Consider the following 20,431-nt stretch of genomic DNA (forward strand, 5'->3'; position numbering starts at 1 on the left):
TGCCGCGCGGCGCCGGTGGGCCGGGGGTCAGCGCTGGTCGTCGGTTGGCCCCGCCGCTCGCTCGGTCGCATCTATCACCATCCAGCCCAGCAGGTCGCCCAGGCAGGCGTGGATGGCGTCGGCATTCACCCGCTGCAGCTTGCGGTCCTCGGTGCCGAGGTCGAAGCGGCCCTGCTCCTCCCACAACTCCATGATCTGGTAGCGCGGCAGCAGCGCCACGTCTTCCTGCCGCGACGCCCACCACAGGTAGCCGCGGTAGGGGCGGAAGTTGGCCAGCAGGTCGGAGTAAGGGCCGTACTGCATGTCCATCAGCATCACGTCGATATTGCGGCCGCGCAGGGTTTTCAGCGCGCGGGAAACGGCGCGGCCGAATTCCTGCAGCGAGGTGTTGCGCACCGCGTCGGCGGAGCCGGTCTGCCACACCACCAGGTCCGGCTTGCGGGCGATCACCTCCGGCTGCAGGCCGCGCACCATCTGGGTGGCGGTCTGGCCGGGCTGGGACAGCACCTCCACCTCTAGCGCCACGCCCGGATAGCGTTCCGCCAGGCGGGCGCGCAGATGGGCCGGATAGGCTTGGTCAGTGCCGCTGGTGCCGGCGCCGGCGGTGGACCGGGTGCCCCACACCAGCACCTTCAGCCGCTTACCGTTCAGCGCCTTGGCCACGTTGCGCAGCGGCGGGTTGTGCTGCAGCAGCCCGGTAGGCACGCCGCAAGGCGCCTCCGCCACCACCGCGGCGGCCGGGTCGTTGCCGGCCAGGGCGCAGGCGGTGCCGGAGACCAGCAGCAGGCTGCCCGCCAAGGCGCGGAGACGGTGGCGCCAGCGAAGGCGGCACGAGCTTGGGGAGAGGATCTGCAGGCGCAAACTCATCGGGCTTTGGCCTCCTTGGACGTGGCTGCCATCCTTGCGGCGCGGGCGGTGTACCAGCACAGAACATACGCGAGCCCCACCATCGCGCCAATGCCCGCAACGCTGACCGCCAGCTGCAGCCCCAGGCTGCCGCCGAACTCGATCAGCACCAGGTAGGCGGCGAAGGACAGGAAGATGCCGAGGCAGAACACCTCCAGCGCCTTGCGCCCGCAGATCAGCGCCGGCCAGGCCCAGCGGCTGTGCAGGAAGGCGGCGTGGCGCGGGATCAGCCGCATCGCCAGGTGGGCGAGGGCGAGGAAGTGCAGCAGGCGCAGTACGTCCAGGCTGGTCTTGTCTATCGGGTACATCCACTCCGCCAGCGCCTCCGGCACCCAGCGCTCCAGCGCCGGCAGCTGCCAGCTGGCGACGATGAGGCCGGCCAGCAACAGGTAGAGCACCGCCGCCACGTCCAGCGGCCGCCGCCAGCGCGCCAGGCCTTGCAGCACCTCAGGTCGCAGCGCGCACACCGCGCCGAGCACAAACAGGAACTGCCAGGCGAAGGGATTGAAGAACCAGCCGCTGCCGGGCGGGTAGGCGGGCAGGTTGATGCCGGTGAGCCGCACCAGCACGAACAGCGCCGCCGACAGGCCGAAGGCCCAGCCCGGCCGGCGCAGCAGCAGCCACAGCAGCGGCGGGAACACGCCCAGCAGGACGATGTACATCGGCAGCACGTCCATGTTGGCCGGGCGGAATTCCAGCAACAGCGCCTCCAGCAGCGCCAGGTGGGGGGCGTCCAGCAAGCGGGTGACGTTCATTTCCTCCATGTACATCGGGTTGCCGAAGCGCTCCGCCACGTAGCCGATCTGGGCGGTGTAGAACAGGAAGAGGATGAGATGGGCAACATAGAGCTGCCAGCAGCGCCGCCACACGTGCAGGGTGGTGAAGCCGAAGCCCTGCTGCAGCATCGGCCGGCGGTAGGCCAGCGCGGCGGAATAGCCGGAGATGAAGACGAAGATCTCGGTGGCGTCGGAGAAGCCGAAGTTGCGCGAAGTCAGCCAGCTGAAGTCGTTGTTCGGGATGTGATTGAGGAAGATCCACCACAGCGCCAGGCCGCGGAAGAAATCCAGGCGCAGGTCGCGTGAGGGGGAGGGCGGTGGCAGTGCGGTCATCGGCGGGCGGTGGTCATCGGCAGGCCAGCCGCCGACGCTCGGTTAAACTAGGGTCGTTCCTCAAGACCGAATGGCCCTTCCCATGGTTCAGATCAGCATCGTTCCGGTGACCCCTTTCGAGCAGAACTGCAGCATCGTCTGGTGCGAGAAAACGCGCAGGGCGGCGGTGGTGGATCCCGGCGGCGACGTGGAGCGCATCCGCGCCGCGGTGGAAAAGCTGGGCGTGACGGTGGAGAAGATCCTCATCACCCACGGCCACATCGATCACGCCGGCGGCACCGCCCGGTTGGCGCGCGAACTCGGCGTGCCGGTGGAAGGGCCGCAGGAGGAGGACCGCTTCTGGATCGAGGGCATGCCGCAGCAGAGCAAGATGTTCGGCTTCCCCGACGTGGAGGTGTTCGAGCCGGCGCGCTGGCTGCACGACGGCGACACGGTGACGGTGGGCGAGGAAACGCTGCAGGTCATCCACGCGCCCGGCCACACGCCTGGCCATGTGGTGTTCTTCCATCCGCAGTCGCGGCTGGCCATCGTCGGCGACGTGCTGTTCGCCGGCTCCATCGGCCGCACCGATTTCCCGCGCGGCGATCATGCGGCGCTGATCGCCTCCATCCGCGACAAGCTGTTCCCGCTGGGCGACGACGTCACCTTCCTGCCGGGCCACGGCCCCACGTCCACCTTCGGCCGCGAGCGCGCAAGCAACCCCTACGTCGGCGACCGCGCCTGACAGTCGGCCGGGCGGCGCTGAGTCCGCCCGGCGGTCAGCGCCTGGAGCTCAGCCGCGTTCCTTCAGTGCGTCGCGGATTTCGCGCAGCAGCTTGACGTCTTCCGGCTCCGCCGCCGGCGCGGCCGGCTCTTCCTTCTTCTCCGCCGCATGCAGGCGGTTGATCAGCTTGACCAGCAGGAAGATGGCGAAGGCGATGATGATGAAGTTGATGGCGTTGTTGAGGAAGATGCCGTACTTGATCAGCGGCGCGCCCGCCTTCTCCGCTGCTTCCAGGCTGTCGTAGGTCTGGCTGCTGAGGTTGAGGTAGAAGTGGCTGAAGTCGATGCCGCCGATCAGCCGGCCGATCACCGGCATCATCACGTCCTTGACCAGCGAATCGACGATCTTGCCGAAAGCGCCGCCGATGATCACACCGACCGCCAGGTCGATGACGTTGCCACGCATGGCAAAGGCTTTGAATTCGCTGATGAAGCTCATTGGGGGGATCCTCCTGGGGCGATGTTGTTTGCGTGGTGCTTCCCCGGCTGGCGCCGGAGCGGAGTCGATGGTAGCCGCGGCAGGAGCGGCCGGCTAGTCTCGCTGCCGGCTCGGGGGCACCGCGGATCGCGGTGCCCGGCATGGCGCTTTACTTGGCATCCACCAGCTTGCATTCCGCGACACCTTCGCGACCCGCGGCTTCATCCACCAGTTGCAGACGGTTGCGTGCGTACAGCACTCCCATCTTCACTTCCTGCCAGACGAAATAGTTGCGGCCAGCGCTGACGTCGAGATCCAGCGTCGAGGTGTTCTCCGCCTCGGAGCTCAACTTGTGCTTGCCGGGTGGCACTTCGAGAACCATGTAGGTCTTGGCCCACCGTCTGGCCGACGGGTTTGTCGTTGAGCGCGACGTCCATCTTCACGCTCGCACCCATGGATTCATTGCGATAGACGTAGATGTTCGCCTTGCCGGGTGCGACGGCGAAGGTCTTGGCGCTGGCGTCCCGCTGGGCATCGGCCATGGGCACGGAGGCGCAACCGGAGAGCAAGGCGAGAGCGGCGAGGGATCCGATCGACTCCTGGAAATGAATGATGAAGCGCTAGGTCATGCGTTGCCGCTCCTGAGCTTTCCGAGGGCGCAGGACGGCGGCGGCATAATCTAATGGATTGTTACGAATTTGACGATGACATGAATCAAGTCGAGTGGGGTCCGCGCCCGGAGCCCGCGGCGTTTGCGCCCTCCTTGCCGGGTGCTAGATTTCCGCCCAGACGCATCCACCGGATAACAAACCCAAGGAGACGCCCGTGACCATTCCTCTCGCATTCCGCGGCACTTTCCGCGTTCCCGCCATCGCCGCGCCGATGTTTCTGGTATCAGGGCCGGAGCTGGTGATCGAGTGCTGCAAGGCCGGTGTGGGCGGCACTTTCCCGGCGCTGAACGCGCGGCCGGCGGCGCAGCTGGACGAATGGCTGGGGCAGATCTCCGCCGCGCTGGCGGGCAAGCCGGCGGCGCCGCACGGCGTCAATCTCATCCTGCATGCGTCCAACGACCGCCTGCAGGAGGATCTCGCCACGGTGCTGCGGCACAAGGTGCCCTTCGTCATCACCAGCCTGGGCCATCCGGGCGAAGTGGTGAAGGCGGTGCATGGCTATGGCGGGCTGGTGCTGTCGGATGTGGTGCATGCCTACCATGCGCGCAAGGCGGCCGCGGCCGGGGTGGACGGCATCATCGCGGTGGCCTCGGGCGCCGGCGGGCATGCCGGCACGCAGAGCGCGCTCAGCCTGGTGCGGGAGATCCGCGAGTTCTGGGACGGCCTGCTGGTGCTGGCCGGCAGCATTTCCGACGGCGCGGCGATACGTGCGGCCGAGGTGCTGGGGGCGGATTTCGCCTACATGGGCACCCGCTTCATCGCCAGCCGCGAATCCCTGGCGCCCGAGGCCTACAAGCAGATGCTGCTCGCCAGTGGCCCGAGCGACATCGTCTATACCGATGCGATCTCCGGCACCAACGCCAACTTCATGGCGGAGAGCCTGCGCAATGCCGGGCTGGACCCGAGCACCCTGGCCGCCGGCGTCGGCAAGGGCAAGCTGAAGGGCCTCTCCGACGAGGCGCGGGCCTGGCGCGATGTGTGGAGCGCCGGTCACGGCGTCGCCACCATCCACGATGTGCCGACGGTGGCCGGACTGGTGCAGCGGCTGGAGGCGGAGTACCTGCTCGCCTGCCGGCTGCCGCCGAGCGCGGCGCTGGCCGAAAGCTGGCGTTGAGCTACCGTCGGCACCAGGCCGCCGAGGCGCGGCGGCCCGTCCGGCGCCGGCGGGCGCATCCGCTATGCTGCGCGCCATGCTGACTTTCATACAGGTGCTGGTGAGCGGGGTGGCGATGGGCTGCGTCTACGGCCTGGTCGCGCTGTCCTTCGTGCTCATCTACAAGGCAGCCGACACGGTGAGCTTCATGCAGGGCGAGCTGCTGATGGTGGGCGCCTTCGCTGTCGTCGCGCTGCAGGCGGCGGGCTGGCCGCTGGCGGTGGCGCTGATCGGCGGCGTGGCCGGTGCGGCCTTGCTGGGCGCGGTGCTGGAGCGGACGGTGCTGCGCCACACCCTGGGCCAGCCCGCAATGGGCCAGTCCCACCTCGGCGCCGTGCTGCTCACCTTCGGCCTGGGGCTGATGCTGCGCGGCGGCGTCACCGCGGTGCCGGCCGCCAGCCACGGCATGTTCGCCCTGCCGCTACCCTGGGCGGATGCGGTGGTCCGCCTCGGTCCGCTGAGCCTGCCCGGCGGCCAGTTGCTGGTGATGGCCGTCACCGCGCTGGCGGCGGCGGCGCTCAGCCTGTTCTTCCGCTACAGCCGCAGCGGCCTCGCGCTGCGTGCCTGCGCCGAGGATGCCCGCAGCGCGGCGCTGATGGGGGTGCCGGTGGCGCGCATGCACACCCTGGCCTGGGCGCTGGGGGCGGCGCTGGCGGCGCTGGCCGGGGTGCTGCTGGCGCCCATCACCTTCGTCCATCTCAACATGGGCTTCATTGCGCTGAAGGCTTTTCCGGCAGCGGTGCTGGGCGGCCTCACCAGCCTGCCGGGCGCGCTGGCCGGCGGCGTGTTCCTCGGCGTGGTCGAGGCGCTGGCCGGGCTGGTGCTGCCGGAAGGGACCAAGGATGTGGTGCCTTATCTGCTGCTGCTGGCGGCGCTGCTGCTGTTTCCGGCCGGTTTCGGCGCGCGGCGGGCGGCCTGAGGCATGGGCGTTCCGGTGAGACCCAGCCGGGCCGATGCGGCGGACATGGCTGCGCGCGATGATCTGCCCCGCACGGCTGCAGGCGCCCGCGCCTCGGTACGCCGCGCGCTGGCCGGCTTCGCCCTTGCCGCCCTTGCGCTCGCGCTCGCCTGCCTGCTGCTCGGCACCGACTACGCGCTGGGCCAGGCCACGCTGGTGGCGACCTATGCCATCGCCGGGCTGGGCGTGGTGCTCATCGTCGGCCAGGCGGGGCAGATCGTGCTCGGCCAGGGCGCGCTGGTGGCGCTGGGCGCCTACGCGGAATGCCTGCTGGCGGCGGCTGGCTGGCCGCCGCTGTTGTCGCTGCCGGCGGCGGTGGCGCTGGGCGCCTGCGGCGGCGCGGTCGCAAGCCTGCCGGCGCGGCGCCTGGGCGGGCTCTATTTCGGCATGAGCACGCTGGCTTTCGCGCTGGTGGTGGAAGAGGTGCTGACGCGCTGGACTTCGCTGACCCAGGGCGCCGCCGGCATGCTGGTGCCGGCCTTCGGCTGGGGCGGCTGGCGCGCACAGACGCCGCTCGCCCAGTTCGTCGTCAGCCTGGCCGCGCTGGCGCTGGCCTGGATGGCCTGCCGCAGGCTGCTGCGCTCGCGGCTGGGCCGGGCGTGGCGGGCGGTTCGGGAGGACGAGGCGGCGGCGGCCGCCTGCGGCGTCGATCTGGCGCGGGCGAAGTCGGCGGCCTTCATCCTCGGTGGCGGCGTGTCCGCCTTTGGCGGCGCCTTCTACGCGCACTGGATAGGCTTCATCAGCCCTGAGCAGTTCGGCCTGATGCTGTCCTTCGAGTTGCTGATGCTGGTCTTCCTCGGCGGCGTCGGCCGCCTGTCCGGCGCGCTGTGGGGTGCGCTGGTGATCGTCTCGGTGCCGCAGCTGATCGCGGTGGCGCGGGATGCGCTGCCGGGCGAGGGCGTGGGCAGCGCCGGGCTGGAGACGGCGCTGTTCGGCGTGGTCATCGTCGCGGTGGTGCTGTGGCGCTTGCGAGGTGAAAAGCGGCGCGGCGGCAGCCTACGGTAGGTACGCATGCGGAGGCGGGGGGCGATGCCGGATAATTCGCCTTCCCCGTGATCGTCTTCCTTGCCGCCGATGTCTGCCGCTCGCGCTCTTTTCCTCGCCTGTTTCCTGTTGGGCAGCCTGCTGCCCGCCGCCCATGCCGCCACGCCCGGCGTTTCCGACCGCGAGATCGTGGTCGGCAGCATTCTCGACCTTTCCGGCCCCGCCGCCCTGCTGGGCGCGCCGGTGCGCGACGGCATGCTGCTGCGCTTCGAGGATGCCAACGCCGCCGGCGGGGTGCATGGCCGCAAGCTGCGGCTGGTGGTGGAGGATGCCGGCTACGACCCCAAGCGCGGCGTGCTGGCGGCGCGCAAGCTGCTGCAGCGCGACCAGGTGTTCGCTTTCCTCGCCAACCTCGGCACGCCGGTGGTGATGGCCACCATGCAGGCCATCGTCGATGCCGGCCGCCTGCACCTCTTCCCCTTCTCGCCGCACGAATCCACCTACAGCCCGCTGCACCCGCTCAAGTTCCAGATGTTCCCGCCCTACCAGGACTACATGGAGGCGGCCACCCGCCACATGGTGAAGTCGCGCGGCTACAGCCGGGCCTGCCTGCTCTACCAGGACGACGACTACGGCCTGGAGGTGATGAAGGGCGTGGAAAGCGGCCTCGCCAAGCTGGGCCAGCGCCTGGTGGAGCGCACCGCATACAAGCGCGGCGCCACCGACTTCTCCAGCCAGATCGCCCGCCTGCGCAGCGCCCGCTGCGACCTGGTGGTGCTCGCCACCGTGGTGCGCGAGACCGTGGCGGCGATGACCGAGGCGCGGCGCAACGGCTGGGCGGTGGACATGCTGGTGAGCGCCTCCGGCTACTCCTCGCAAACGCATGAGCTGGGCGGCGCGGCGGTCGAAGGCCTGTTCGGCGTCAGCGTGCTGCCGCTGCCCTACGCCGACGGTGCCCCGCCCCGGCTGGCGGCCTGGATAGGCCGCTACCACAAGCGCTTCGGCGCCGATCCCAACGTCTGGAGCGTGATGGGCTACGTGCTGGCCGACCTCTTCGTGCGCGGCGCCGAGCAGGCCGGCCCGGAGCTCACCACCGCCCGCTTCGCCGCGGCGATGGAGCGGCTGCATACCGACGGCGATTTCCTCGGTAGCCCCGGCTACCGCTTCAGCCCGCAAGACCACCTCGGCAGCCGCCAGGGCCGGCTGGCGCAGATCCGCGACGGCCGCTGGGTGATGTTGACCGACTACCTGGAGTAGACCGGGCCGGGCAATGCCGCAAAAGTGGTAAGCGGCCGGACCGCAGTTGTTTCGGCGGAAGCGGTATTGGCAAGCAAGTGCTTCCAATTGTTTGCCGTTTCCGGCCTTGCTACGTTGGATTACAGAGCGCGCTTGTCTGCTTTTCGTCGTAGTGGGAGTGTGTGCCTGCCACACCGGCCCGCGGCTTGAATGAATGGCCACGGGCGACCGGTGTGATGCGTGTTTCGAGGAGCACACCATGAAGAGCAGCAAGTTGATTGCCGCCCTGCTGGCGGTAAGCATGATCGCCGCGGCGCCGCTTGCATCCGCCGATTACGACCGCGGCCCGGGGCCTCGCTACGATCGCCATGACGACCGCTGGGACCACGGCCGCCGTGATGATGACCGCCGCGGCGACTACCACCGCGACGACTACCGCGGCGGCCCGCCGGGACCCCGCTACGACGGCCCCGGCCGCGGCCCGGACTTCCGTGGCCCTCCGCACTGGGCGCGCGGCCACTACCTGCCGCGCGACTACCGGCAACCGCGCTACGTGGTGGTCGACTGGCATGACCACCACCTGCGCCCGCCTCCGCGGGGCTACCACTGGATGCGGGTGGATGGCGGCGACTTCCTGCTGGTCGCCATCGCCACCGGCATCATCACCCAGGTGATCCTGTCCCGCTGATCGCCGCCGTGCCCGGGCCCGCCGGCCCGGGTCGCCATGCCGCCGGGCGGATGGAGTAACCTTGGGCCTCCTTCCGCCCGACCGGCCGCCTCATGTCTTCCCCGCTGACCGTTACCGTTGCCCTCACCGGCGCTTCCGGCATGCCCTACGGCCTGCGCCTGGTGGAATGCCTGCTCGCCGCCGGTTGCCGCGTCTGGCTGCTGTATTCCCAGGTGGCGCAGATCGTCGCCCGCCAGGAAATGGACTGGAACCTGCCAGGCAGGCCGGCCGAGGTGGAGGCCGAGCTCAGCGCCCGCTTTGCCGCCGCGCCCGGCCAGCTGCGGGTGTTCGGCCGGGAGGAATGGTTCGCGCCGCCGGCCTCCGGCTCCAACCCGCCGGACGCGATGGTGGTCTGCCCCTGCACCATGGCGACCCTGGCCGCGGTGGCCATGGGCCTGTCGCAGAACCTCATCGAGCGGGCCGCCGACGTCGTCATCAAGGAAGGCCGCAAGCTGGTGCTGGTGCCACGGGAAACGCCGTTTTCCGCCATTCACCTGGAGAACATGCTGAAGCTCGCCCGCCTGGGCGTCTGCATCTTGCCGCCCAGTCCCGGCTTCTACCACCACCCGCAGAGCGTGCAGGACCTGGTGGATTTCATCGTCGCCCGCATCCTCGACCAGCTCGGCGTGCCGCATCGGCTGATGGCGCGCTGGGGCGAGGAGGGGGCCGACGCGGCGCCGGGCTGAGGCTCCGCCCCGGCCCAAGCTCCAGAACCCCGTCACCCGCTACCGTCCGTGCCCATGTCCGCCACTGTCCGCCTGCCGCTGTTTCCCCTCAACACCGTGCTTTTCCCCGACGGCCTGCTGCCGCTTCGGGTATTCGAGGCGCGCTACATGGACATGGTGGGCCGCTGTCTGCGCGAAGGGAGCGGCTTCGGCGTCTGCCTGATCGCCGCCGGCAAGGAGGTGGGCGAGGCGGCGTTGCCGCAGCCGGTGGGCACAGAGGCGCGCATCGAGCAGTGGGACATGGAGCAGCCGGGCATGCTCTCCATCGTCGTCCGCGGCCATCGCCGCTTCCGCATCGAGGATCACGAGGTGGAGCGCGACGGCCTGCTCACCGCCACCGTGCGCTGGCTGGACGAACCCGCGCCGCAGCCAGTACCGCAGGCGCAGGCCGAGCTGCTGCCGCTGCTGCAAGCCATCGTCGGCGAGCTGGGCGAGCGCCTGCCGCCGCCGCACCACTTCGACGACGCCGCCTGGGTGGGCGCGCGCTACGCCGAGCTGCTGCCGGTGCCGCTGCCGGCCAAGCAGCGCCTGCTGGAGCTGGACGACGTGCTCAGCCGGCTGGAGATCATGCAGCAGTTCCTGCGCCAGCATGGGCTGCTGGAAGGCAAGCGCTGAGCTTCCTCAAGCGGGCTGTGGAAGGGGCGCCTTCGCCCGGCTGAGCCCTGGGCGTCATACCCGGGCGACGGCGGGCGCCAGGCCGGCTCAGGAAGCGAACAGGTCGGGCGCGTTCAGCGCGTCCAGGATGCGCCGCACCGGCGTCGGCAGTGCGGCCTCGGCGGTGGCCGCCGCCGGCAGCCAGGACAGCGCCGCATCGTCGCGCGCCCGCGCCAGTTCCGCCTCCACCGGTAGCCGCAGCGGCTGGATGTCCAGGATGAAGTGGGTGAAGGTGTGGGACAGCGGCGCCAGCGCCTGCGGAGCTGCACTGCGGACGCCCAGGGTGTCCGCCGCCCAGGCCGCGATGTCGCCCTCCGCCAGCCCGGCGGGGATCTCCGGCAGCGCCAGTAGGCCGCCCCAGATGCCGCTGGGCGGACGGCGCTCCACCAGCACCGCGCCATCGCCGCGCATCGCCACCGCGAAGCGGGCCTCGCGCCGCGGAATGGCCTTCTTCGGCCGCGCCACCGGCAGTTCGGTCTGCCGGCCCTGCTGACGGGCGCTGCAGTCCTCGGCCAGCGGGCAGCGGTTGCAGCCCGGCCGGCCGCGGGTACAGACGGTGGCGCCCAGGTCCATCTGGGCCTGGATGTAGACGCCTATCTCCTGCTCCGGCAGCAGCGATTCCGCCAGCGCCCATAGCCGGTTCTCCACTGCCTTCTCGCCGGGAAAGCCCTCGATGCCGAAGTAGCGGCACAGCACCCGCTTGACGTTGCCGTCGAGGATGGCGACGCGCTCGTCGCGGGAAAAGGCGGCGATGGCTGCCGCGGTGGAGCGGCCTATGCCGGGCAGCTCGGCGATTTCCGCCGCGCTGGCGGGGAAGTGGCCGCCGTGGCGCTCCACCACCTGCTGTGCCGCGCGGTGCAGGTTGCGCGCGCGGGCGTAGTAGCCCAGGCCGCTCCACAGCGCCATCACGTCTTCCACCGGCACTGCCGCCAGGCTGGCGATGTCGGGAAAGCGCGCCAGGAAGCGGGTGTAGTAGGGAATCACCGTTTCCACCTGGGTCTGCTGCAGCATGATTTCCGACAGCCAGATGCGGTAGGGATCGCGCCCGCCCTGCCAGGGCAGGCCGTGACGGCCGTGGGTGCGCTGCCAGGCGGACAGGCGGCGGGCGAAATCGCTCATGGGAAAGGGGGCTCCTGCTGCGTCGTCGGGGGAAGTGGCCGCTGGCGCTCGCTGCCGGCACGCTGAGGCAGTACCGGCCGGGGCGGCTCGAAGTCCGCGAATACTACGCCATTGGCGCCTCGCGGGGAGCCGCGCCCCGCCCTGCTGTCGCCAGCCCTCCGCGGGCTCCGGCGGGGCAGGCGGCGGGCGCATGGAGAAGACATGTCGCCGCCGATTCCGCTGGAATTCCCTGTCGCCGTATCGGGATTTCGCCATTAACCGCGCCGGAGCGTGAAAAGCGCCACGGGTGATGCCAATGTTCTTGTCTAGGATGCTCCGGCTTTTTGCGCGGATATTCGATTGGATTATCGAATCGGTATGCGGCCGGGTGGCCGCGGACGGACCGCCGGGAAGCCGGGCCGCTGGGGCCCGACGGCCGCGCGTGCCCGGGCGCCAGGCCGTACTTCCGAACCGGGCTTCAAGGGAGCTCCATGAAACTCAGAAACATCATCCTGCCGCCGCTGCTTGCCACCCTGGTGGGTTGCGCCACCATCATGGGCAATCCGGTGCATGTGATGCCCATCAGCAGCACGCCTAGCGATGCCTCCATCACCATCATCGACGACGAAACCGGCAAGCCGGTGTTCAAGGGCAGCACGCCCACCTCGGTGCCGCTGGAAAAGAGCAACGGCAGCTACTGGGGCGGCAAGTCCTACACGGTGAAGATCAGCAAGCCGGGCTTCGAGGAACAGACCATTCCGGTGAAGGCCAGCGCCAATGGCTGGTACATCGCCGGCAACTTCCTGTTCGGCGGGCTGATCGGCTGGTTCGTCGTCGATCCGATGAACGGCAAGATGTACAACCTGTCGCCGGAGAACATCAGCTCCACACTGGGTGCCAAGGCGGCGCACAACAACAAGGCGAGCGACGGCAGCATCGCGGTGATGCTGATCCAGGACGTACCGGCGGAACTGCGCGGCCAGCTGCAGCAGATCAACTGAGGCCGGGCCGCAGCTTGCGGCCGGCTGGATGAAAACGCCCTGGAGAGATCCCGGGCGTTTTTTGTTCAGGCGCTGCCTGTTGTCCGGCAGCGCACCGGCCGGATCGGCGGCAGAAATGCCCGGCGCAGTGCGGGCTCAGCCCTCCGCCCGCTCCGAGACCTCGATCAGGTTCAGGTCCGGGTCGCGCAGATACACCGACCGTATCCTGAACGCGGCGCCGGTCCGCAGCACCGGCCCTTCGATGATGCGCTGGCCGCAGGCCTCCGCATGGCGGATGAAGTCCTCCAGCGGCACGCTGGCGATGAAGCACAGGTCCAGCGCGCCCGGCACCGGTAGGTGGGCCTTGGGCTCGAACTCGCGGCCGCGCACATGCAGGTTGATCTTCTGCGCGCCGAACACGAAGGCGCTGCGGCCGGCGCCGAAGCTCTCCAGACGCATGCCCAGCACCCGGGTGTAGAAGTCGATGCAGGCGGCTTCATCGGCGGTGGTCAGCACCAGGTGGTCGAGGTGATCGATCATGGGGAAGGGTGGGCGTGGAGGTGGTGCTCACCATAAGTCCGCCGGCCGCGTTTGAAAATCGCCGGCTGGCCAAGGCGGTTTTCGTCGATGGCGAAGGCTGCCGCCTTCACTCCGCCAGCGGCAGGTCCAGCGTGAACACCGCGCCGCCGGCCGGATGGTTGGCGGCGCTGATGCGGCCGCCGTGGCGATCGACGATGCCGTAGCTGATGGACAGGCCGAGGCCGGTGCCCTTGCCCACCGGCTTGGTGGAGAAGAAGGGGTCGAAGATGTGCGCCAGGTGCTGCTCGTCCACGCCCGGGCCGTTGTCGTGGAAGGCGAGGTGGATGCGGCCGTCGGCGATTTCGCCGCGAATGTCCAGCCAGTGTTCCGGCTGCTCGGCGGTAGCGTCCCAGGCGTTCTGCACCAGGTTCATCATCACCTGCTGCATCTGGCCGGCGGAGCCGAGCATGGGCAGCTTGGGCGGCAGGTCGATGCGCACCTCGAAGCTCTCGCGGGTGGCGCGGCGTACCCAGCGCACCGCGCGCTCCACGGTTTCGGCAAGGTCGAAGCGCTCCTGCTCGTCGCGGTCTATGGCGGAGAAGCGCTTGAGGCCGTCGACGATGTCGCGGGTGCGCTCGGCGCCTTCCATGGTGCCTTCGATCAGCGGCGGCAGGTCGCCGACGATGCGGTCTATGCGCAGCTCGGCGCGCAGCTGGGCGAGGCGGTCGGCGCCGGCGCCGCCGTGCAGCGCGGCGATGTAGGCCTGCAGGCGGTCGGCGTAGCGCTTGAGGGCGTGGACGTTGCCGAGGATGAAGCTGATCGGGTTGTTCAGTTCGTGGGCGACGCCGGCCACCAGGCGGCCCAGCGAGGCCATCTTCTCCGAGTGCAGCAGCTGCTGCTGGGTGCGCTTGAGGTCTTCGTGGGCCTGGCGCAGCGCCTGGTAGGCGCGGCGCAGTTCGCCCACCGGCCGGCCGGTGACGACCATGCCCAGCGATTTGCCGACGGCGTTGAAGCGCGGCGTGCAGTTGAGCGACACCGGCACCACGCCGCCGTCGCCGGCGCGCAGCGGCAGTTCGCAGTCGTGCAGCGGCTGCTCGCTGAAGGCGGAGAAGAGGTGGCGCGCCTGGGCGCGCGCCTGGTCGCCGGCGAACAGTTCGAACACCGAGGTGCCGCGCAGCTGGGCGGCGGAGCGGCCGGCGAAGTCTTCCAGCGAGCGGTTCACGTCTTCTATGGTGCCGTTGCGGTCGCACACCACCAGGATGTCGGAGATGGAGGTGAGCACCGACAGGATGAACTGCTGCGATTCTTCCAGCTTGGCGTTCTTCTCCTCCAGCGCCACTTCGTACTGCAGCAGGTCGGAATACACCTCGTCCATCTTGTGGATGACATCCATCCACACTTCTTCGCCGACGCCGACGAGTTCGCCGGGATGGCCGGTGTGCTGCAGCGGAGAGGGGTCTTGCGGAGTGGACATGGGAGCGGGGCGGTGGGGTTCAGGCGAGGACCAGGCGGTCGCGGCCGTCGCGCTTGGCGCGGTACAGCGCCTGGTCGGCGCGCTGCAGCAGGCTGTCGAAATTGCGGTCGTCAGCTTCCAGTATGGTGAGGCCGAGGCTGACAGTGAAGCGCAGCTCGCTGCCTTCCCAGCGCACTACGCAGCTGCGCACCGCGTCCAGCAGGCGCTCGCCGACCTCGGCCGCGCCCTGCGGCGAGGTTTCCGGCAGCAGCACGGCGAATTCCTCGCCGCCCAGGCGGCCGAACAGGTCGGTGGCGCGCAGCGAGCTTTCCACCGCCCGCGCCAGCGCGCGCAGCACTGCGTCACCGGCGGGGTGGCCGTGGGTGTCGTTGATGGACTTGAAGCGGTCGGCGTCTACCGCCATCAGCGCCATCTGGCGGCCGTGGCGGCGGGCCAGCGCCGACAGGCGCTCGCCCTGGGCGATGAAGGCGCGGCGGTTGAGGATGCCGGTGAGGCCGTCGGTGTTGGCGAGGCGGTTGAGCTCCGCCTCCAGCGTCTTGCGCACGGTGATGTCGCGGACGATGCAGAAGTGCAGCTGCAGGTCGTCCACCTCGGCGCTGCCGACGGTGACCTCGATCGGGAAGGCGCTGCCGTCGGCGCGGCGGGCGGTGTGCTCCCGCAGCAGCCCCCCCGCCTCGCCTTCGTCGCGCTCGGCGACGAAGCGGGCGTGGCGCAGCGCCGCCTCGTCCGGGATCAGCAGGCTGATGTCGCGGCCGCGGGCGTCCGCCAGCCTGTGGCCGAACATGCGCTCCGCCGCCGGGTTGAGGTCCACGATGCAGTCCCCGGCGTCCGTCACCACCATGCCGTCGCTGGCGGTGTCGAACAGGGTGCGCATGCGCGCCTCGCTGATCTGCAGCTCCCGGGTACGGATGGCGACCCGCTCTTCCAGCCGCAGGTTGGCCTGCGCGAGCTGCTCCACCGCCCGCCGCCGGCGCTGGCTCTGGCGCAGCAGCGAGAAGGCGAGGAAGAGCACCAGCAGATTGCCGCCCACCATCATCACGCCGTACAAGCGCACGCGGGCGTGCCAGGCGGAGAGCGCCACCGCCTCCGGTACATCCACCGCCACCGTGATGGGATAGGTCGCCGAATGCTTGTAGGCGCCCAGCCCGCGGTTGTCGCCCAGCAGGCGATGGTGCAGCAGCACCGCGGCGCCCGGGTCCGGCGCCGCATCAGGGCTGGGGCGGAAGCGGGAGGGCTCCATGTTCCGGCAGGGTTGCGCCAGTGGCAGGCAGGCCAGGGCCGGGCCGTCGGCGCGGAACAGGGTGATGGCGTAGCCGTGGGGCAGGTCCTGGTCGTCCAGCAGGTAGCGGAAGGTTTCCACCTCCAGGCCGGCGGCGGCCACGCCCAGCATGCCCCAGCCATCGTCGGTGATGCGCCGGCTCAGCGGGATGAAGGCGGCGCCGCCCTGCAGCGGCACCACCGGTGCGCCGATGTAGAGCCCTTCGTCCCAGTCGTGCAGGTGGGCGGTGACGTACTCACGCTCGGCCAGGTTCAGCTTCAGGGCCGGGAAAGTGATGGAGCCTTCCGCCAGACTGCCGTCCGCGCGGACGACGAAGATCCAGCGCAGGCCCGGGGTGATGCCGTGACGGCGTACCAGCAGGCGGTGCAGTTCCAGGTCGGAGCCCGGCCGCAGGCCCTGGCGTTGGGCGATGACCTCGCCGATGCCCGACAGGGTGCGGTCGTAGCGGTCCAGCACCGCTTCGGAACGCCGCAGGATGATCTGCGCCGCCAGCGCCAGCGTCTGGCCGGCGGTGTCCAGCGCCTGCTGGCGTTCGCTGGTGGCCAGGTAGAGCAGGGCGCCGTTGCACGCCAGCGCCACCGCCAGGGTGATGCCCAGCCAGCTCAGCTCGGCGGTGCGCAGCAGGCGCACCGCACGCTGGCGCAGCGAGGCCGCGGGAGGTGGCGAGGGAGAGGTGGCCTGGCCGGCCGCCTCGTCGGTGGAGGCACGCATCGTCATGGCGGACGGGGCGGATCAATGCACGGTGCACACCATGCAGGGGTCGAAAGACCTTACCACATGCTGTACGGCCAGCGGCACGCGCTCGCCCTCGCCCACCGGCAGGCCCACCAGCGCCTGCTCAAGCGCGCCCGGCGTGCCGGCCGCGTCGCGCGGCGAGAAGTTCCAGGTGGTGGGGGCGATGATCTGGTAGTTGGCGATGCGGCCACGGCGCACCACCAGCCAGTGGCCCAGCGCGCCGCGGGCGGCCTCCACCAGGCCGACGGCGCAGCCTTCGTCCGGGATCTCGCCCTGCGCGCAGAAGGGCTCGCCCGGCTGCATGGCGCGCACCCAGCGCTCCATCTCCGGGATCACCCGCGCAATCTCCAGCAGCCGGGCGAGGATGCGGGCGCGCACATTGCCGCCGTCCGCCGCCACCAGCGCATGGATCAGCGGATGGCCTGCCACCAGCTGGCGCGCCAGCGCGCCGCATTCGGCTACCTCGCCGCCCAGCCGCGGCGCCTTGCACCAGGTGTAGGCGCCGTCCTTCTCCGCCAGCGGCAGGGTGCGGCCCTGCCAGGGGTGCAGCGGCGCGCTATCGCTCATCCAGGCGTGGCTGCCATCCTCGGTGATGCGCATCGGGTCCAGCGATTCCAGGCTGCCGTCCGGCCGCCAGACGCCGCGCGGGAAAAGGTGGCGCCCGCCCGCCTGGTAGGCACCGTAGCTGATGAAGACGTCGTTGGCGCGGCCCAGGGTGTGCAGTTGCAGATCGTCGGCGATCTCCAGGAACAGGCGCAGATCGGAGGCGGTGGGCGCGCGGGCGTCGCGCCAGGCATGCAGCGCCTCGATGGACGCCAGCGCGGCGATGTTCTCCAGCGCGTCGCCGAACAGATGGCGCTCCAGCCAGCCGCGGAACTCCCGCAGCAGCGCGAACAGGCGGATTTTCTCCGCTGCCGACACGCCGCGCGCCGAGCCGCCCGGCTGCAGCGACAGCGTATGCGGCCACTTGCCGGCGAGCAGGCCCATCAACTGCAGGAAGGCGGCGCGCGCCGGCAGGGCTTCGGCCGCGGCGCTGCCCTCCACCGCCTTGAAGCGCGCCTGCGCCGCCGGGAACCAGGGTCGGCCGGCGTAGGCGTCGCGGGCGAAGTCCGGCATGAAGAAGAGGTAGAAGTGGGTGTAGTGGTCGGCCAGGTTCTCCGCCGCCAGCACCAGGTTGGCGGCGCGCTCGCCGTTGGCCGGCACCGTCAGGCCCATCAACTCGCGCAGCGCGGCGGCGGCGGCGGCCGACTGCGACACCGAGCAGATGCCGCAGATGCGCGGTACGAACACCAGCGCGTCGCGCGGGTCCTTGCCGGCGAGGATCTGCTCGAAGCCGCGGAACAGCGGCGAATTCACCCGGGCCGAGGCCACCCGGCCGGTGTCCAGGTCCAGCGTGACTTCGAGGTCGCCCTCGACACGGTTGAACGGGCCGACGACCAGGCGGCTCACTGGCGGCCTCCGGCGCTGAAAGAAGTCTGGCCGCCGGTAGCGCGGGCTGCCGGTGCTTGCTTGGGACCGCGTCTCATCGCAGCCCGGTGCGGCGTATCGCCGGCTGCACCACCGGGTGGTCGGCCACCGCGTTCTCCCGCACCCGCCGCGGCGTGGCCGACTTGGACAGCGCCGCCAGGGCGACGAACCAGGCCTTGGGCATGTCCGACGGCAGGCCGATGGGAATGCCGGCGACCTTGGGCGTTTGCGAGAAGGGATGGCCGGGCTCCTCGAAGCCGGGCTCGGTACAGGAGATGCAGGCGTAGCCGCCGGCGGTGCACGAGCCGGCGCCATTCCACGGCCGCACATTGCAGTCCGCATGGGCCTGGGTGCCCTTGCAGCCCATGTGCTCCATCATGCAGCCGAGGTCGGAGGCCTTCTCCGCGCTGGCCTTGAACTCGTAGAACTCGTTGCGGCTGCAGCCGTGGTGCACAAGTTGGTCGGCATAGAAGCGCGGCCGGCCCAGGCTGTCGAGGTCGGCCGCGCCGAACTCGCCCATCGCCAGCGCCAGCAGCGTATCCACCACCCAGCCGGGGTGGGTGGGACAGCCGGCGACGTTGATCACCGGCAGATCGGCGCCGGAGCGGTAGCCGGCGCCCAGCAGGCCGCCGCGCACCTCGTTCTCGTACTGAAGGCCGCAGGCATCGGTGGGATTGGGGCCGCCGGCGGTGACGCCGCCGAACGCGGCACAACTGCCGATGGCCAGCGTGTAGCGGGCCTGGGCGGCAAGCTCGTTCACCCAGTGGATCATCGGCTTGCCGGTGCCGGCCAGCACATGGAAACGGCCGCTGCCATTGGGGCCGCGCAGCATGGAGCCCTCCACGCACAGCAGGTCCACCGGGATCTCGCCACGGCAGCAGGCTTCCAGCGTGGAAAGCGCCTCGGCGCCGCTTTCCTCCGACAGCGCCGGGTGCCACAGCACCTTGATGCCGGCATCGCCAAGCAGGCCGAAGAGGTCGCGGGTATCGGCGCACAGCAGCGACATGGTGCAGCCGCCACAACCGCCGGATTGAAGCCAGAGCAGATTCATGGCGGCATTGAACCATTTCCGGGATGGTGCGGAAAGGCCGCAGGGAGGCTATGGAAACATGGGTTATGCTCCTTGCGTTTTGCCCGGGCCGGGCTGCGCCGGGCGCAGCGGGCGGGCCGCAGGGCGATGACCACGGAGAGGGCGATGATCGGCAAAGTGAGGCGTGTGTTGGGCGGAAAGGTGCTGGCGGCGGCGTTTGTGCTGGTGCTGTCCGCGTGTTCGGCAACCGGTGGCCATGATGTTCATGGCGGGAAACAGGAAGGCGCGGCGGTGAGCTATACCTTGGGCGCCGAGGCCGATATCCGCGCCCTGTACCCGGATGCGTCCTGGCTGCCCCAGCCCTATGCCGCCCAGTATCCCGACCTCGCCGCCACGGTGGCCGAATTCACCCGTCAGTCCTTGCTGCGCGACGGGGTGAGCAACGCCGAGGTCGCAGTAGACTTCCAGGGCGAAGGCGATGCGCGCACGGTGAGAGTGCGGATCACCCCGGTCACGGCGACCAGCCTGCGCTATGCCGAAGTTCATCCGCGGTTCCTGGATGCTGCCCACGCCCAGCAGGCGCTCAAGGGCGTGGCCGCATGCAAGGGCAAGGCCGGCTGCTGGGACCCGGCGCCGGTGAGCGGCGAACCCTGGGTGCCCTTCCTGCCGCTCGGCCTGCCGATGGTGAACCAGGAAACGGTGCTGTTCCTCGATTACCCGCCGGTGCCCGCGCTGACCGGCAAGGACTACCTGAACAACTTCACCATGTGCCGCTGGGGCCGCGTCATGGGCGCGGCCGGTGCCGACAACGTGCTGTCCTATGAAACCATCGTCGACAGCCGCCCGATCGCGGCGGCGGGCAGCGGCCAGGACGCCTACCTGCCCGATCCGCTCGCCTATTTCGACGATATCTCAGGCGCCGCCGGCAACTACATCACGCCGATGCTGAGCCTGCTCGCCGCGGGCGATGCCACCCGCGTGGTGCGGCCGGTAGCGGTATTCGGTACCGCCGCGCGCAATGCCTGGGCGCGGATCGCCGGGCAACCGCAGGTCGGCGTGCTCGACGTCGGCAGCGCCGACCTCGGCGGACAGGCCGGCACGGTGCCCTGGATCGCCACCAACCACCCGGACGTCACCAGCTACAACTGCTGCCCCGGCGACCCCGACAAGCGCTGCGGCACCAGCCACGTCCTGCTCACCGACGAAAGCAAGGATTTCATCGCCGCCTGCTGGCTGATCACCATGGCGGAAACGCCGGGTATGACACCGGATGCCGCCCGCAAGGCCTGCTCCACGCGCTGGTCGGCACCGGCCACGGCGGCCGACCGCCAGTCCTTGTGCGTGCAGGCCAAGCTGGACAACAACAACCCGGCTGCCGTCTGCGCTTCCTATGAGGAAGCCTGGAACTACTGCTCCGCCCACGCCGCCAATGCCTGCGCCACCTACGATTGCAAGTACGACCCGGCTGCGGTGACTTCCGCCCTGCCGCCGCCGGGCCAGCGGCCGGCCGGCTGGAACAACACCTGCAACAGCTACCGCGAGTAAG

General features: G+C 70.1%; 20 protein-coding genes. 10 read left to right on the top strand and 10 right to left on the bottom strand.

What is annotated here, in order from left to right; all coding sequences use genetic code 11:
- Positions 1-27: 27 nt before the first annotated feature.
- Positions 28-867 (bottom strand): GDSL-type esterase/lipase family protein, encoded by an 840-nt coding sequence (locus tag GRF61_RS04670; protein WP_169149545.1) that lies wholly within the window; start codon positions 865-867, stop codon positions 28-30.
- Complete coding sequence (locus GRF61_RS04675; RefSeq protein WP_169149546.1) at positions 864-2,015, bottom strand: OpgC domain-containing protein; 1,152 nt, start codon at positions 2,013-2,015, stop codon at positions 864-866. Before GRF61_RS04675 ends, GRF61_RS04670 begins: the two co-directional genes overlap by 4 nt.
- Positions 2,016-2,097: 82 nt before the next feature.
- Between GRF61_RS04675 and GRF61_RS04680 the strand changes: the two genes are divergently transcribed.
- A complete protein-coding gene (locus GRF61_RS04680; protein ID WP_133595105.1) occupies positions 2,098-2,739 on the top strand; it encodes an MBL fold metallo-hydrolase in 642 nt (213 codons plus the stop codon).
- 48 nt (positions 2,740-2,787) lie between these two features.
- Here the strand turns inward: GRF61_RS04680 and mscL are convergent, their stop codons facing one another.
- Both mscL and GRF61_RS24545 read right to left on the bottom strand, forming a co-directional pair.
- The gene (gene mscL, locus GRF61_RS04685) at positions 2,788-3,216 is read right to left on the bottom strand and encodes a large conductance mechanosensitive channel protein MscL (RefSeq protein ID WP_169149547.1); all 429 of its coding nucleotides are present in this window, start codon (positions 3,214-3,216) and stop codon (positions 2,788-2,790) included.
- Positions 3,217-3,364: 148 nt separating this feature from the next.
- Positions 3,365-3,577: a hypothetical protein gene (locus GRF61_RS24545; protein WP_211165746.1), complete on the bottom strand. Its 213-nt coding sequence runs from the start codon at positions 3,575-3,577 to the stop codon at positions 3,365-3,367.
- 443 nt (positions 3,578-4,020) lie between these two features.
- On the opposite strand from GRF61_RS24545, the gene GRF61_RS04695 reads away from it, so the two are divergent.
- The 7 genes from GRF61_RS04695 (at position 4,021) to GRF61_RS04725 (ending at position 10,264) form a co-directional block, all read left to right on the top strand.
- Positions 4,021-4,980, top strand: coding sequence for a nitronate monooxygenase (locus GRF61_RS04695; RefSeq protein ID WP_169149548.1), 960 nt, complete (start codon positions 4,021-4,023; stop codon positions 4,978-4,980).
- A 76-nt stretch (positions 4,981-5,056) separates the two neighbouring features.
- The gene (locus GRF61_RS04700) at positions 5,057-5,938 is read left to right on the top strand and encodes a branched-chain amino acid ABC transporter permease (protein WP_169149549.1); all 882 of its coding nucleotides are present in this window, start codon (positions 5,057-5,059) and stop codon (positions 5,936-5,938) included.
- Between the two features lie 45 nt (positions 5,939-5,983).
- Entirely contained in the window at positions 5,984-6,982 is a 999-nt protein-coding gene (locus tag GRF61_RS04705) for a branched-chain amino acid ABC transporter permease (protein ID WP_169149550.1), read from the top strand.
- A gap of 69 nt (positions 6,983-7,051) precedes the next feature.
- Entirely contained in the window at positions 7,052-8,218 is a 1,167-nt protein-coding gene (locus tag GRF61_RS04710; protein ID WP_169149551.1) for an ABC transporter substrate-binding protein, read from the top strand.
- 238 nt (positions 8,219-8,456) lie between these two features.
- Positions 8,457-8,885 (top strand): RcnB family protein, encoded by a 429-nt coding sequence (locus tag GRF61_RS04715; protein WP_169149552.1) that lies wholly within the window; start codon positions 8,457-8,459, stop codon positions 8,883-8,885.
- A 92-nt stretch (positions 8,886-8,977) separates the two neighbouring features.
- A complete protein-coding gene (locus tag GRF61_RS04720) occupies positions 8,978-9,610 on the top strand; it encodes a flavin prenyltransferase UbiX (RefSeq protein ID WP_169149553.1) in 633 nt (210 codons plus the stop codon).
- A 54-nt stretch (positions 9,611-9,664) separates the two neighbouring features.
- Complete coding sequence (locus GRF61_RS04725; protein WP_169149554.1) at positions 9,665-10,264, top strand: LON peptidase substrate-binding domain-containing protein; 600 nt, start codon at positions 9,665-9,667, stop codon at positions 10,262-10,264.
- Between the two features lie 87 nt (positions 10,265-10,351).
- Here GRF61_RS04725 and mutY read toward each other — a convergent pair whose 3' ends face one another.
- Entirely contained in the window at positions 10,352-11,422 is a 1,071-nt protein-coding gene (gene mutY / locus GRF61_RS04730) for an A/G-specific adenine glycosylase (RefSeq protein WP_169149555.1), read from the bottom strand.
- 470 nt (positions 11,423-11,892) lie between these two features.
- Here mutY and GRF61_RS04735 point away from each other — a divergent pair, with 470 nt between their 5' ends.
- A complete protein-coding gene (locus GRF61_RS04735; protein WP_169149556.1) occupies positions 11,893-12,402 on the top strand; it encodes a hypothetical protein in 510 nt (169 codons plus the stop codon).
- Positions 12,403-12,537: 135 nt separating this feature from the next.
- On the opposite strand, the gene GRF61_RS04740 is transcribed toward GRF61_RS04735, so the two are convergent.
- From GRF61_RS04740 to GRF61_RS04760, 5 genes are all read right to left on the bottom strand, one after another.
- Positions 12,538-12,921, bottom strand: coding sequence for a VOC family protein (locus GRF61_RS04740; protein WP_169149557.1), 384 nt, complete (start codon positions 12,919-12,921; stop codon positions 12,538-12,540).
- A gap of 106 nt (positions 12,922-13,027) precedes the next feature.
- A complete protein-coding gene (locus tag GRF61_RS04745; protein WP_169149558.1) occupies positions 13,028-14,374 on the bottom strand; it encodes an ATP-binding protein in 1,347 nt (448 codons plus the stop codon).
- 19 nt (positions 14,375-14,393) lie between these two features.
- Complete coding sequence (locus GRF61_RS04750) at positions 14,394-16,370, bottom strand: diguanylate cyclase (RefSeq protein ID WP_169149559.1); 1,977 nt, start codon at positions 16,368-16,370, stop codon at positions 14,394-14,396.
- A gap of 15 nt (positions 16,371-16,385) precedes the next feature.
- On the bottom strand, positions 16,386-17,837 hold the full coding sequence (locus GRF61_RS04755; protein ID WP_169149560.1) for a nickel-dependent hydrogenase large subunit: 1,452 nt from the start codon (positions 17,835-17,837) through the stop codon (positions 16,386-16,388).
- A gap of 73 nt (positions 17,838-17,910) precedes the next feature.
- Entirely contained in the window at positions 17,911-18,906 is a 996-nt protein-coding gene (locus tag GRF61_RS04760) for a HupU protein (protein ID WP_169149561.1), read from the bottom strand.
- Between the two features lie 270 nt (positions 18,907-19,176).
- Between GRF61_RS04760 and GRF61_RS04765 the strand changes: the two genes are divergently transcribed.
- Positions 19,177-20,430 (top strand): hypothetical protein, encoded by a 1,254-nt coding sequence (locus GRF61_RS04765; protein WP_211165747.1) that lies wholly within the window; start codon positions 19,177-19,179, stop codon positions 20,428-20,430.
- Position 20,431: the final 1 nt, after the last annotated feature.

Origin of the sequence: Azoarcus sp. TTM-91, from assembly GCF_012911025.1 — a bacterium.
Taxonomy (GTDB): domain Bacteria; phylum Pseudomonadota; class Gammaproteobacteria; order Burkholderiales; family Rhodocyclaceae; genus Azoarcus.